At 66.0% G+C, this 14072-nt stretch carries 9 protein-coding genes; all 9 read right to left on the bottom strand.

Annotated features, from left to right (window positions below; translation table 11 throughout):
• Window positions 1-30: 30 nt before the first annotated feature.
• Window positions 31-690: an energy transducer TonB gene (locus tag AC1DW0_RS15700; protein WP_477946780.1), complete on the bottom strand. Its 660-nt coding sequence runs from the start codon at window positions 688-690 to the stop codon at window positions 31-33.
• Window positions 669-4184 carry a pilus assembly protein gene (locus AC1DW0_RS15695; protein ID WP_477946778.1) on the bottom strand — a complete coding sequence of 1172 codons (3516 nt, stop codon included), beginning with the start codon at window positions 4182-4184 and terminating at the stop codon, window positions 669-671. The genes AC1DW0_RS15700 and AC1DW0_RS15695 overlap by 22 nt, the downstream gene beginning before the upstream one ends.
• A 19-nt stretch (window positions 4185-4203) precedes the next feature.
• Entirely contained in the window at window positions 4204-4803 is a 600-nt protein-coding gene (locus tag AC1DW0_RS15690; RefSeq protein WP_056203330.1) for a hypothetical protein, read from the bottom strand.
• 69 nt (window positions 4804-4872) lie between these two features.
• Window positions 4873-5964, bottom strand: a complete 1092-nt coding sequence (locus AC1DW0_RS15685) for a PilW family protein (protein WP_477946997.1) — start codon at window positions 5962-5964, stop codon at window positions 4873-4875.
• A 14-nt stretch (window positions 5965-5978) separates the two neighbouring features.
• Window positions 5979-6386 carry a type IV pilus modification protein PilV gene (gene pilV / locus AC1DW0_RS15680; protein ID WP_056203324.1) on the bottom strand — a complete coding sequence of 136 codons (408 nt, stop codon included), beginning with the start codon at window positions 6384-6386 and terminating at the stop codon, window positions 5979-5981.
• 25 nt (window positions 6387-6411) lie between these two features.
• Window positions 6412-7023 (bottom strand): GspH/FimT family pseudopilin, encoded by a 612-nt coding sequence (locus AC1DW0_RS15675; protein WP_157282067.1) that lies wholly within the window; start codon window positions 7021-7023, stop codon window positions 6412-6414.
• A gap of 7 nt (window positions 7024-7030) precedes the next feature.
• Window positions 7031-7498: a type IV pilin protein gene (locus AC1DW0_RS15670; RefSeq protein ID WP_056203319.1), complete on the bottom strand. Its 468-nt coding sequence runs from the start codon at window positions 7496-7498 to the stop codon at window positions 7031-7033.
• A gap of 242 nt (window positions 7499-7740) precedes the next feature.
• Entirely contained in the window at window positions 7741-9216 is a 1476-nt protein-coding gene (locus AC1DW0_RS15665) for a glutamate synthase subunit beta (RefSeq protein WP_457443061.1), read from the bottom strand.
• Window positions 9217-9227: 11 nt separating this feature from the next.
• Window positions 9228-13991, bottom strand: coding sequence for a glutamate synthase-related protein (locus tag AC1DW0_RS15660; RefSeq protein WP_056203634.1), 4764 nt, complete (start codon window positions 13989-13991; stop codon window positions 9228-9230).
• Window positions 13992-14072: the final 81 nt, after the last annotated feature.

The following is a 14072-nucleotide window of genomic DNA, read 5'->3' as shown; positions in this document are numbered from 1 at the left end:
AAACACCAAGCCTTCCCGCACGCCCGGCCTTCAAGGCGGAGCGGCGACTTTCTCCGACTCGAAGTTCACCTCGATGCGCATCCAGGACTTGACCGCCTGGCCATTCAGCTGGCCGGGGCTGAAATCGGTTGCCATGAAAGCCTGCCGCGCCGTCTCGAACAGCGGCTCGGGCAGCACGGCGTCGCCGTCGGGCTCGACACGCTCGACCCGCCCCTGCTCGTCCAGGTAGAGCTTGAGGATGGCGTTGTAGGACCGCCGCACCGGCCAGTTGAGTGGCCATTGCAGCAGCACGGGCGTGCGCGCCACGGGCCCGACGCTGAGCAGCGCCCGCGGCACGTAGATGGCCGGCTCGACGATGGGCACCGCGGGTTGCGGCGAGGGCTCACGGGAAATCTCAGGCGGAAGGGGCGACGGCACCGTCGCCGGGCCAGAGATGGCGGCCGCAGGCGACGGTTGCTCGGCCGCCGCCGCAATCGGCGTGACGGCAGGCGCGGCCACGTACCGCACCTTCAGCGCCGCCGGCGCGTCGGTAGGCTTGGGCAGCAGCTGGTCCCGCTTCCAGTCGCTCAGCGCCTGCGCCCCGGAGGCGAGCAGCGCGAGGTGTGCCAGCGCCGCCCCGGCCAGGCACCACCACGGCGCCCGTACCGAGCCGCTGGCGCCTGCGCCTCTCAGTTCATCAGCTCGCGCCATGAGGTGCGCCGCAGGGTGCCCGGCGGCAGGTTGATCGGGTCAGCACCTGTGCGGGGGACGTTCTTGCCGTCGACCTGCTGCACCAGGGTCAGCAGCTTGCCGGTGGAGCTGACGATGGTCGTGATACCCGCCACCAGCGTCGTGCTGGAATAGGTCAGCAGCGGCTTGCCGGAACCGACGTCCAGGTAGTAGAGCCAGGAAGTGCCGCCGGGCGAGCAGACAGTCGGCTGCGGAATGTTGGTGGCGACGATGAGCTGGTTGAGCTGCTGGTCGAAGTCGACGCTGACACGTTCGCCGGCGCTGAGGCTGAGATCGACGTACCAGCCCTTTTGCGTCGCCCAGTTGATGGTCGCGCCGTTCTCCAGGCCGCTGCGGTCGGCTTTCAGCGTCTGCTGGACCATGTTGGCATTGCTGCGCAGCGCGCCCAGGCCAGACACCGCCAGGTCGTCCTTGAAGCTGTAGATGGACTGCAGCGAGGTGTCGCCAACGTCCCCGGTGCCCAGGTAGCGCCCCGTAGCCACCGAAACGATCGGGTATTTGTAGTTGCCATCAATGATCTCGCTCAGCACGGGCTTGGTCGTGATGGGCTGGTTGCTACCCGTCTGGCCCAGCAGCATGCTTTCCTTGCCGGCCGGGCCGTAGTTGTCGTCAAAGTCGAAGCGCCAGACGTTGCCGAGCATGTCGGCGCCATACACCCGCGATGCGACGCCGAGCTTGTCGTCATCCACCCAGGCGTTGATCTTGCCCAGGTTGCTGGGGTCGCTGGGGCTGCCTACACTGGTCCCGGCCTTGATCTTGCTCGTTGCATCCACCAGCGCGCCCGTGACGGCGTCCACCACGTACAGATAGCCCACGCCCGAAGCGTTGTTATAGCCCGAGGTGAACATCACGACCCATTTGCCGGCCTTGTTCTTGGTGATGATGGGGTTGCCGTAGCTGTAGCCCAGGTCGCCGTCAGTGGCGTACTCCCACAGGGCCTTGGGAGAGACGGGATCGGTAATGTCCAGCGCGTAGTAGCCCTTGCCGCCCTTGCCCAGGCCGCCCACCAGGATAGTGCGCCACTTCGTGCCGTCATACACATCGCCCACCACCGGCGCGCCGTCGACGAAGAAGCGGTGGTTGGATTCATAGTTGGCGTCCGCCAGCATGTACATGTTCGACATGACCATGGACGGCACATAGGCCCACAGCTCGGTGCCGCTCGTGGCATCTGCCACGTTGTCTTTGTCCACCACTTTGATGGCGTGCAGCATGCCGTCGTTGGCGCCCACATAAAGTACGCCAGGCCGCTTGGTGCCGGCGAACGCGGTGTAGCCGGCATCGCTCAAGCTCATGGGCGACTGCTTCACGTAGACCGGTGCGCCGTTGACGATGTCGCCCAAGGGACCGGCGCGGGTGCGGAACACCTTGTCGGCATCGGCGCTGGCGGACTGTTCGTAGGTGGTGGCGCCAAGCAGGTAACTGACGAGGTTGGCGGTCGTGGCCTTGAGCTTGGCGCCCGGGTCCATCGTTGCGCACTGACTCAGCTGACTCGCCCCGACGCATGGGTCCGGAAATTTGCTGATCTTGCCGGCGGTGGTCAGATTGGCCACGGTGAAATCGACGAGGCTGTTGCTGCCGTTGTTGAACAGGATGGTGCGCGAGGCCTGGGCCTTGATGCGATCGGCGGCCGACCAGATCGGCGTGCCCGGGTTGATCACGGCGCCGGTGCCGGTGTCGATCTTGAACGCATTGACGGTGCCGTCCCAGGTCTTGGTGGTGTACAGGGGGATGAACAACCAGTCGTCGCCCGCCGACGGTGTCAGCGAACTGGTGGCCGCCGCGGCCGAACTGCCCGTGGCCGCGTCGATGCGGGTCAGCGCATCCACGAGGCTGGCGGCCATTTCCGACGCGTTGTTGGCGCTGTAGTAGGTGCCGCGCCCGTTGACGGCGGCATGCCAGAGATCGTCGACGGCCGTCAGCGTGTTGGACTTCGGCTCGGGCCAGACCTTGTTGCCCTGCTTGATGTCGAAGAAGTCGCCGCTCCTCTGGGTTTCGTAATTCTTGTCGTAGGTCAAGGTCCCGCTCAAGCCCAGGCCCATCGCGAACGTGGTCATGTGCTGGGCCGGGTTGTTGTCCTTGGTGTCGACCGGCACGATGTTCGCGCAGACGTCCTGGTTGGCGACCGAGCCCGTGCAGTTGCCCAGCGCCGAGGTGCGCAGGTCGTTGACGTAGTAGTACTGGGCCACGTCGGCCAGCGTGTCGGCGTAGCCGGCGCCGCCGTTGCCCTCATCGCGCATCGGCCGCGCCACCGACGCGCCCGCATCGGTGTTGCCGATACCCACGGTGCCGGCCAGGTCCTTGTGCGTGATGCTGCCCTCGTTCCAGTAGCCGTCCGTCGAGAGGATGGTGTAGTTGCGCTGGCAGGCGTACTGCATCGGGTCGCTCTGCCCGCTCAGCTTGTTGGCGAAATAGCGCCCCGCCCGCGCCAATGCCGGCCGCAGCGGCGTGGCGCTGTTGCCCGACGTGCCGTACAGGCGGGTGAAGAAGTCGGTCTTCTGCGTACCGCCGTCGAAGTCACGGATGTTCAGGAAGCCCGTGCCGTCGGCGCCGTTATTGGCGTACTCGCTGATCTTGGAGAAGCCGACGCGAAACCGCGTGGCGTCGATCCTGGCGAAGGCCATGCCGGCACCGGCCCGCATGGCCAGCATGCGGGTGCGGTAGTAGGAGAACCAGTTGGCATAGTTCTGCTTCTGCGCAGCGGTCGCGTTCTGGGCGCGCACGACGTCGAAGTCGGGGCCCGCGCAGCTGCTGCCCGTTTTCCCGGCCTTGGGCGTCGCCCAGAGGAAGGAGCCATAGTCACCCTCGGTCTTGGTCGTGGTGACGGTTTTTTGGATGGAGCAGCTATTGGCTACGTTGTTCTTGCAGGTCTTGCCGGGTGCATTGATGCGCGCGTACGACGTCACGACGCTGGTCGTCGTGTTGCTGGCACTGTCGTAGTTCGACGTGGAGCCGCTGCCGGGAACGCTACAAGCGGGATCGTTTCTGGCGCCGCACACCGCGGAGGTGGCCGACTGATCGGGGTTGCCGACGGTCGCCCCGACGACACTGGGCGTTTCCGGGTTGTCGTTGCTCAGGTCGACGGTGCTCGAGCCGCTCTTGTAGCCGTCGTTCCAGGCGGCCGTGAAAGTGGCGTCCGTCATCGACGTGCCATTGGATTTCAAGGGCGCCGGATAGCTGCGGTTGGGATCGTAGAAGATCTTGTTGGCACCGACCCAGCCGAAGCACACGTCGCCGGTCGGCGCGTCGTCGGGCAGGTAGTTGTCGCTCATGGAGCCCGAGTCGTCGAGCACGAACATCAGGTTGGCGCGCACCAGCGTGCCATTGGTCGTGCTGGCCAGCGGCCGGTCGGCCAGATCGGCGAGCCCGGCGGCGCTGGCCGTCAACGCGGCCAGGAGCAGGGGCAGGCCCCCAACCATCCATCGCAACCCAGGGAGAAAAGAGGTCGTTTTCATGCTTGATCTCCTGCGTGGCTTACAGCTGGACCATGGTTTCGGTGAACGAGACGGTGCCGCGCGCACTGGTGGCGCGCACGACGATGCGGTAGTACTGGGAATTCGTGACGATGGTCTGTGCCTTGCCATCCTTGTAGCTCTGCACGCCCTTGTTGCCCCCGCCCGTGAGCGCCGAACCGGTGGGCACTGCGCAGTCGACTGCCGACGGTGCACCTTCACCCGCGCACAGCCGCGTGATGATGTAGCGCGCCGTATTCGCGCCACCATTGAGGCTGATCTGGGCAGACGGGCTCACACAGGTGCCAAAGCTGCCCGCCGCGTAAAGCGAGCAGGCGCCGCCGCCGGTCCAATCCACCACCGCTCGCGCGTTGCTGGTGGAACCCTGACCAGTCATGTCCAGCGAGTCGCGACTGCTGGCGTAGTAGCCGGCGGCGGCCCGGTCGTTGTGCAGATTCGTGCCGGCATTGGCGTTCAGGTAGGCCACGGCCGATTCAGCGGCCTGGCTGGCCGCCGACGTTGCATCTTGCTTGAACCCGAGGTTGCCAATGACCAGCGAGCTGGTGTCCACCGACCGCACCAGCGCCACCGCGGCCAGAGAGATGACCACGAGGGCGATCAATGCAAATATCAGCGAGATCCCCCGCTGCCGGCGGGTCGCCGTTGTCCTGGTTGCGTGGCAGTCCGTCATTTAATTTTGTCCCCAGATCACGTTGCGCAGGGGTGCCGTCACCTCGAACACCGAGTAGCGGTAGTGCTTCCAGTCCGGCACGCCGCTGACCACCAGGTCCAGGCAATTGCTGCTGCCGCACGTGGTGGCACCGGTGACGGTGGTTGCCTTGCCTACATCCCACTTCGGCGCGGCCACGGTCACTTCGTCCTTCTGGTAGCTGCCGCTGCGAGCGACGAGTGCGAGCCGCACGGCCAGCACCTGCCGCCAGCCGGCGTTGGTGGTGGGCGTCACGTTGTCGTAGGTGTCCACGACGCGGTCGGCGTTGGTGTCCTTGCCATACAGGGCGCGCAGGTAGACGATCTGCGGGAACAGCTCCTGCGACTGCATCCCGCCCGAGGCCAGGTCCAGGGTCTGCTGTTGCAGGTTGTAGTTGGCATCCACCGCGAAGGTGCGCAGCACCAGTTGACCCGCGTTGATCAGCCGATCGCCCGCAAGATAGCCTGCAGCCGGCGCCACCTGCGCGCCGCTGTTCCAGGACGACGCGCCATGCACGACCTGGTTGCTGTTGGCGATCTGCGTCACCTGGTAGGCGCCGCACCAATTGGTGGCGGAGTTGCCGGCGGGCACGGCGATCACGATGTCGCTCACCGAGATCCCCACCGTCGACCGAAGGGTGAATCGATCCGCGGTGATCGGGTGGTTGACGCTCACGATCGCCGGCACGGCATAGGCACGGCTGGACGACATGACCGTGACGCTGTCCGGAGCGCCATTGGCCCCTGCGGCGATCACCACCGGCGTGAGCGTCCAGTTGAAGGCGCCCGTACTCGTATGGTTGGCAACGACCGGGCAGCCGAGCGCGGGCAGATCATCGATGAGGCCGTAGCCGGCCATCTGGATTTCGCGCTGCAGCGTGTACAGCCCCAGGGCGCCATTGACCTGGGCATCGGCACCACCGGTCGTCACGCGCTTCTGCCCTTCGGCGAAGGACAGCACCTGGGCGGTGACCAGCACGACGACCAGGCCCAGCAGCAGCCCGATCATCAGCTCGATGAGTGTCGCGCCGCGCACGGCCGCCCGGCAGGGGGGCAGTTTGGAATTCAAGACCATCACGACAGCGGCCCTCAGTTGATGGACGAGGCCATCGTGAATCGATTGGTCGACTCACCAGCCGCCGTCCAGCGGATCTCGATGGACACCGCCCCCGTGGCCGCCACGGTCACCGTGGACTCGCCGTTGGGGAGTCGGGCCGCCACGCGGGCCTGCCAGTCCTGACAGGCCGCCCCGCAACTGGCCGTGGCGTAGGCGTTGAGGCCGGTGCGGTCGGTCCACATCTCGCCGAGCAACTGCTGGGCGAGGAAGGCCGCCTCGGCCCGGAAGGTGGCGGACGTCTGGGCGCGCGTCATGGCCCCTTGCAGCCCGACGACGCCCAGCACGCCCATCGCGCAGATCAGCAGCGCGACCAGGGCTTCGAGCATCGCAAAGCCGGTGTGCTGGCCGCGGCCAGCCTTCAGGTTCGAGCTTGCTTTCATGCCTTGGACTCCATGGTGCAGCGGGTCAGCATTTGCGCGGATCACTGCTGGCGGTGACCTTGGGCTCGCACATGCGGATGGCGCCGCCGGTCCCGACGACGATGCGCAGCGCGCGGAAGTCATCGCCAGGGACGCTGTTGTCGATGTTCAGCGTGGTCAGCGTGGCCACAGGGGTAAGGTCTACGGGGCGGCCGAAGCCGTTGAACACGACGAACGCAGCGTCACCGCCGGCGGCATCGTCCCCCTGCACCACGACCGATTGGCTGCCGCTGCCGGTGGCATGCTTGTCCAGGATGCGGGGGGCTGTCGTGTCGCTGACCGCGGTCGCGCACTTGCCTGCCGGGTCGTCAAGGCTGACCACCCACGACATGCCGTCCTCTTTAACCGCGCAGCTGTTGTCCATCACCGCCGAGTTGCTCAGGGTGACGAGCGAGAAGCGCACATTGGTGTTGCGCCGCATCGCCTCTGCGCGGGCGCGCTGCAGGCCAGCCTGCAGGGACGTGGCCACGTTGCGGATCTGGGTGTTGCGTATCCAGGCGCTGGCGCTGGGCATCACGGCCATGAGCAGCAACGCCATCAAGGCGACCACCACCACCAGCTCGATCAAGGTAACGCCCCTCAGGGCCGGCCGCTTCATGTTCACCTCAGCACTCGCTGCCCTTGGCGAGCCAGCAGTTCTTGCCGGTCATCGCCGCGCCCTTGAAGGTGGTCGTGGCCTGCACGTTGGCTTCGTTGATGGTGTACACATGCCCCAGCGACACCGTGCCCGTCTTGCCGGTGGCCGTGAGGGTGTAGCCCTGCCCGGAGCTGGTCAGGCCGCAGGCATAGGTGAAGTTCTTGGCGCCGGTGGGAACGAAAGTCTTCCAGCTCGGGGCGGCCGCGGCGTCGACACAGGTCGTGGTCCCGTAGTTGCGGTTGTCCTGGTAGTACTGTTCCATCTTGACCCGGTAGTCCGCCAGCTGCGAGAAGCTTTCGGACAGGGAGCCGCGGCGCACGTAGTCCTTGTATTGCGGGACAGCCACCGCTGCCAGGATGCCCACAATGGCCACCGCGATCATGAGCTCGATCAGCGTGAAGCCACGTTGAACCTGAGGAGACGCGAATTGGGACATGGGCAGTTCCTGTGGAGCGGCGACGAGGCGATGAGCGCCGGGTAGAAGGACCATCAAGTGGTCGTTTCGGGGCATTCTGCGGCAGCGCCGGCGTGAATGTCGTGCAAAACTGCGCACCTCGACACTGCTTCTCGACGGGCGTCCATGCCGCCGCGACGAACGGCATGCCCCCGTAAGTAATTGCTACGGCGCCATGAAAAACGCGACCCGGAGGTCGCGTTGCAGGAGGCGAGGCGGCGTGCTCAGCGCGGCAGCGTCGTCGAACCCATCAGGTATTCATCCACCGCACGCGCGGCCTGGCGGCCTTCGCGGATGGCCCACACCACCAGGCTCTGGCCGCGGCGCATGTCGCCGGCGGCGAAGACCTTGTCGACATTGGTCTTGTAGGCGCTGGCACCTTCGGTCGAGGCCTTGCCGTTGCCACGCGCATCCTTGTCGACGCCGAAGGCCTCCAGGATGGTGGCGACCGGCGACACGAAGCCCATCGCCAGGAAGGCCATGTCGGCCTTGAGGATCTGCTCGCTGCCTTCGACCTCGGTCATCTTGCCGCCCTGCCATTGCAGGCGCACGGTCTTGACGCCGGTCAGCTTGCCCTTCTCACCGATGAATTCCTTGGTGGCGATGGCGAACTCGCGCTCGCAACCTTCTTCATGGCTGGACGAGGTGCGCAGCTTGATCGGCCAGTAGGGCCAGGTCAGCGGGCGGTCTTCCACTTCGGGCGGCTGGGGCAACAGCTCGAACTGCGTGACGCTCTTGGCGCCGTGGCGGTTGCTCGTTCCGACGCAATCGCTGCCGGTGTCGCCGCCACCGATGACGATGACGTGCTTGCCGTCGGCGCGCAACTGGTTCTTCAGCTTGTCGCCGGCGTTGATCTTGTTCTGCTGCGGCAGGAATTCCATCGCGAAGTGCACGCCGGACAGCTCCCGGCCCGGCACGGGCAGGTCGCGCGACTGCTCGGCGCCGCCGGTCAGCACGATGGCGTCGAACTGGCTCTTCAGCTCGTCGGCGCTGATCGTTTCCTTGGCCCAGTTGGTGACCTTGCTGCCTTCGGGCAGGGCGGCGACCATCACGCCCGTGCGGAACTCGACGCCCTCGGCCTTCATCTGCTCGACGCGGCGGTCGATGTGGGACTTCTCCATCTTGAAGTCCGGGATGCCGTAGCGCAGCAGGCCACCGACTCGGTCGTTCTTCTCGAAGACGGTGACGCTATGGCCGACGCGGGCCAGCTGCTGCGCCGCCGCGAGACCGGCCGGGCCGGCGCCGACGACGGCCACCTTCTTGCCGGTCCGCACCTTGGCCGGCTGGGCCGTGACCCAGCCCTCGGCCCAGGCGCGGTCAATGATGGCGTGCTCGATGGACTTGATGCCCACCGCGTCGTCATTGACGTTCAGCGTGCAGGCCGCCTCGCAGGGCGCGGGGCAGATGCGGCCGGTGAACTCGGGGAAGTTGTTGGTGCTGTGCAGCACGACGATGGCGTTCTTCCAGTCCTCCGGCCGGCCCTTGTAGACCAGGTCGTTGAAGTCCGGGATGACGTTGTTGACCGGGCAGCCGCTGTTGCAGAACGGCGTGCCGCAGTCCATGCAGCGCGCGCCCTGCTGCTTCGCCTGCTCGACGTTCAGGCCGATGACGAATTCCTTGTAGTTCTTGACGCGGGCGGGCGCGGGCTCGTAGCCCTCTTCCAGACGCTCGTATTCCATGAAGCCGGTGACTTTTCCCATGCTCCCTCTCCTCAGGCCTTGGCGGTGACGGCTTCAGGCGCCTTGGCCTGAGCGATGGTTTGTGCGGCTTCCTTGGCGGCGTTGATCTCGCCCAGCGCGCGGCGGTATTCGTTCGGGAACACCTTGATGAACTTGCCGCGCGACTCGGCCCAGTGGTCGAGGATGTCGCGGGCGCGCTGGCTGCCGGTCCAGCGGTGGTGGTCTTCCAGCAGCTTCTTCAGGATGGCCTCGTCGGTCTGGGCCTCGCGGTCCACGCCGTCGACACCCTTGGTGCGGTGCCAGATGGCCTTGTCGACGCTGGCTTCCTGCTCCTGCGCCGTAGCGAGCTTCTCCAGCGACACCATGCTGGTGTTGCAGCGCTTGGCGAAGTGGCCGTCCTCATCAAACACGTAGGCGATGCCGCCGCTCATGCCGGCGGCGAAGTTGCGGCCGGTCTTGCCGAGCACGGCGACGGTGCCGCCGGTCATGTACTCGCAGCCATGGTCGCCCGTGCCCTCGACGACGGCCGTGGCGCCCGACAGGCGCACCGCGAAGCGCTCTCCGGCGACGCCACGGAAGAAGGCCTCGCCGCGCGTCGCGCCATACAGCGCGGTGTTGCCGACGATGATGTTCTTGGTCGCGTCGCCGCGGAAGTCGATGCTGGGGCGCACGACGATGCGGCCGCCCGACATGCCCTTGCCGGTGTAGTCGTTGGCGTCACCGATCAGGTAGAAGGTGATGCCATGCGCCAGGAAGGCGCCGAAGCTCTGGCCGCCGGTGCCTTCCATCTGGATGAAGATGGTGTGGTCGGGCAGGCCCTCGGGCTTGCGGCGGATCAGCTCGCCGGACAGGCGTGCACCCACCGAGCGGCGCACGTTGCTGACCTCCTGCATGAACTGCACCTTCTCGCCCTTCTCGAAGGCGGGCAGGCACTTCTCGATCAGCTTGACGTCCAGTGCGCGCTCCAGGCCATGGTCCTGCACATCGTTGTGGATGCGGGCCACGTCAGCGGGCACATTGGGACGGTGGAAGATGCGGGCGAAATCCAGGCCCTTGGCCTTCCAGTGCGAGACGGCCTTCTTGGTGTCCAGCCAATCACTGCGACCAATCAGTTCGTCGAACTTGCGCACGCCCAGCTGGGCCATGATCTGGCGCGCTTCCTCGGCAACGAAGAAGAAGTAGTTGACGACGTGCTCGGGGCGGCCGGTGAACTTCTTGCGCAGCACCGGGTCCTGCGTGGCCACACCTACAGGGCAGGTGTTCAGGTGGCACTTGCGCATCATGATGCAGCCCTCGGCCACCAGCGGTGCGGTGGCGAAGCCGAACTCGTCGGCGCCCAGCAGCGCGCCGATGACGACGTCGCGGCCGGTCTTCATCTGGCCGTCGGCCTGCACGCGCACGCGGCCACGCAGGCGGTTCAGCACCAGGGTCTGCTGCGCTTCGGCCAGGCCCAGCTCCCAGGGCGTGCCGCAGTGCTTGATGGAACTCCACGGCGACGCGCCCGTGCCACCGTCATGGCCGGCGATGACGATGTGGTCGGCCTTGCACTTGGCCACGCCGGTGGCCACCGTGCCCACGCCGACTTCGGACACCAGCTTGACCGACACGTCCGCCTTGGGGTTGACGTTCTTCAGGTCGTGGATGAGCTGGGCCAGGTCCTCGATGGAATAGATGTCGTGGTGGGGCGGCGGGCTGATGAGGCCCACGCCCGGCACCGAGTGGCGCAGCATGCCGATGTACTCGGACACCTTGCCGCCGGGCAGCTGGCCGCCCTCGCCGGGCTTGGCGCCCTGGGCCATCTTGATCTGGATCTGGTCGGCGCTGACCAGGTACTCGGTCGTCACGCCGAAGCGGCCCGAGGCCACCTGCTTGATCTTGGAGCGCAGGCTGTCGTTTTCCTTCAGCTCGTAGTCGACGGCGATGACCTTGCCGTCGATCACGTCGCTGATCTTGGTACCAGCGGTGATCTTGATGCCCTTGAGCTCGTTGCGGTAGCGGGCCGGGTCTTCGCCGCCCTCACCCGTGTTGCTCTTGCCGCCGATGCGGTTCATCGCCACGGCCAGCGTGGCGTGGGCCTCGGTGGAGATGGAGCCCAGCGACATGGCACCGGTGGCGAAGCGCTTGACGATGTCGGCAGCCGACTCGACCTCTTCCAGCGGCACGGCCTTGGTCGGGTCGAACTTGAACTCGAACAGGCCGCGCAGCGTCATGTGGCGCTTGCTCTGATCGTTGATGAGCTGGGCGTAGTCCTTGTAGGTTTCGAACTTGCCCGAGCGCGCCGCGTGCTGCAGCTTGGCGATGGCGTCGGGCGTCCACATATGCTCCTCGCCGCGGGTGCGCCAGGCGTACTCGCCACCGGTCTCCAGCATGCTGTCCAGCAGTGGGTCGTCGCTGAAGGCCGCCTCGTGCATGCGGATGGCCTCTTCGGCCACCTCGAACACGCCGATGCCGCCGACCTGCGTGGCGGTGCCGCGGAAGTACTTCTCGACGAAGTCAGGCTTCAGGCCGATGGCCTCGAAGATCTGCGCGCCGCAGTAGGACATATAGGTCGAGATGCCCATCTTGGACATGATCTTGGACAGACCCTTGCCCACGGCCTTGATGTAGTTGTAGCGGGCCTGTTCGGCGGTCAGCTTGGGCGGCAGCTCGTCCTTCATGGCCTCGAGCGTTTCCAGCGCGAGGTAGGGGTGGACGGCTTCGGCGCCATACCCGGCCAGCACGGCGAAGTGGTGCACCTCGCGGGCGGTGCCGGTCTCGACAACCAGGCCGGCCGTCGTGCGCAGGCCTTCACGCACCAGGTGGTGGTGGACGGCGGACAGGGCCAGCAGCGCTGGAATCGCGATGCGGTCCTGGCTCAGATGGCGGTCCGTGATGATGAGGATGTTGTGACCGGTCTTGATGGCGTCAACCGCCGAGGCGCACAGCGAGGCGAGCTGCGCTTCCACGCCGGCGCGGCCCCAGTCACGCGGGTAAGTGATGTCCAGCTCACTGGGCTTGAACTTGCCGTTGGTGGGTTTCTCGATGCCGCGCAGGCGCGCCATGTCGTCGAAGTCGAGGATGGGCTGGCTGACTTCCAGGCGCATCGGCGGGTTGATGGCGTTGATGTCCAGCAGGTTCGGCTTCGGGCCGATGAAGCTGTTCAGCGACATCACGATGTTCTCGCGGATCGGGTCGATCGGCGGGTTCGTGACCTGGGCAAAGAGCTGCTTGAAGTAGTTGTAGAGCGGCTTGTTCTTGCCCGACAGCACCGCGAGCGGCGAGTCGTTGCCCATGGAGCCGATGCCCTCCTCGCCATTGGCGGCCATGGGAGCGAGCAGGAACTTGATGTCTTCCTGCGTGGTGCCGAAGGCCTGCTGGCGGTCCAGCAACGTCGTCGTGAAGCCGGGGCGGGCCGTGTCGGGCACGGCGATGTCGTCCAGCTTGACGCGAACGTTCTCGATCCACTGGCGGTACGGGCGTGCGTTGGCGAACTGGTTCTTCAGTTCCTCGTCGTCGACGATGCGGCCCTGCTCCAGGTCGATGAGGAACATCTTGCCGGGCTGCAGGCGCCACTTCTTGACGATCTTGGCCTCGGGGATGGGCAGCACGCCGGACTCGGAGGCCATGACGACGAGGTCGTCGTCGGTGATGCAATAACGAGCAGGCCGCAGACCGTTTCTGTCCAGCGCGGCACAGACCTGGCGGCCGTCGGTGAAGGCCATAGCGGCAGGGCCGTCCCACGGCTCCATCATGGCGGCGTGGTATTCGTAGAAGGCACGGCGGCGCTCGTCCATGCCTTCGTGCTGCTCCCAGGCTTCCGGGATCATCATCATGGCCGCGTGGGCGAGCGGGTAGCCGCTCATCGTCAGCAGCTCGATGGCGTTGTCAAAGGTGGCCGTGTCGGACTGGTGCTCGAAGCTGATGGGGTAGAGCTTCTTCAGGTCGTCGCCCAGCACCGGCGACTTCATGACGCCTTCGCGGGCGCGCATCCAGTTGAAGTTGCCCTTGACCGTGTTGATCTCGCCGTTGTGGCAGACCATGCGGTAGGGGTGGGCCAGCGGCCACTCGGGGAAGGTGTTGGTCGAGAAGCGCTGGTGCACTAGCGCGATGGCCGAGACGACGCGCGGGTCGGCCAGGTCCAGGTAGTACTTGCCGACCTGGTCGGCCAGCAGCAGACCCTTGTAGATGACCGTGCGGCAGCTCATGCTGGGCACGTAGTACTCGCGGCTGTGCGTGAGCTTCAAGGCCTGGATGGCGCTGGAGGCCGTCTTGCGGATGACGTAGAGCTTCCGCTCCAGCGCGTCGGGGACGATGATGTCAGTGCCACGGCCGATGAAGATCTGGCGGATCACCGGCTCCTTCTCGCGCACCGTGGGCGACATGGGCATGTCACGGTCCACCGGCACGTCGCGCCAGCCGATCAGCACCTGGCCTTCGGCCTTGATGGCACGGGCCAATTCCTGTTCGCAGGCCAGGCGGGAGGCAGCTTCCTTGGGCAGGAAGATCATGCCGACGCCGTACTCGCCGGGCGGCGGCAGGTTGATGCCCTGCTTGGCCATCTCGGCGCGGTAGTACTCGTCCGGGATCTGGATCAGGATGCCGGCACCGTCGCCCATCAGCTTGTCGGCACCCACTGCACCGCGGTGGTCCAGGTTCTCGAGGATCTTCAGGCCCTGCTGGACGATGTGGTGCGCCTTGTGGCCTTTGATGTGTGCCACGAACCCGAGGCCGCAGGCGTCTTTCTCATTGCCCGGCCGGTAGAGCCCGTGCTCGGCTAGGTCTTGGATCTCGGCTTGAATCTGCGCGGCGTGGCTCATAGCGCCCTCCTGGAACACAACAGGGCGGGAGCGTAATGCAGTGCAGCATTTGCGGCAACTTGATTAAATTAGGGTCAGAGT

The organism is Roseateles sp. P4_D2 (genome assembly GCF_056401875.1).
The sequence above is the reverse complement of the archived record's forward strand: the minus strand, read 5'-3'. Positions and strand labels throughout refer to the sequence as shown.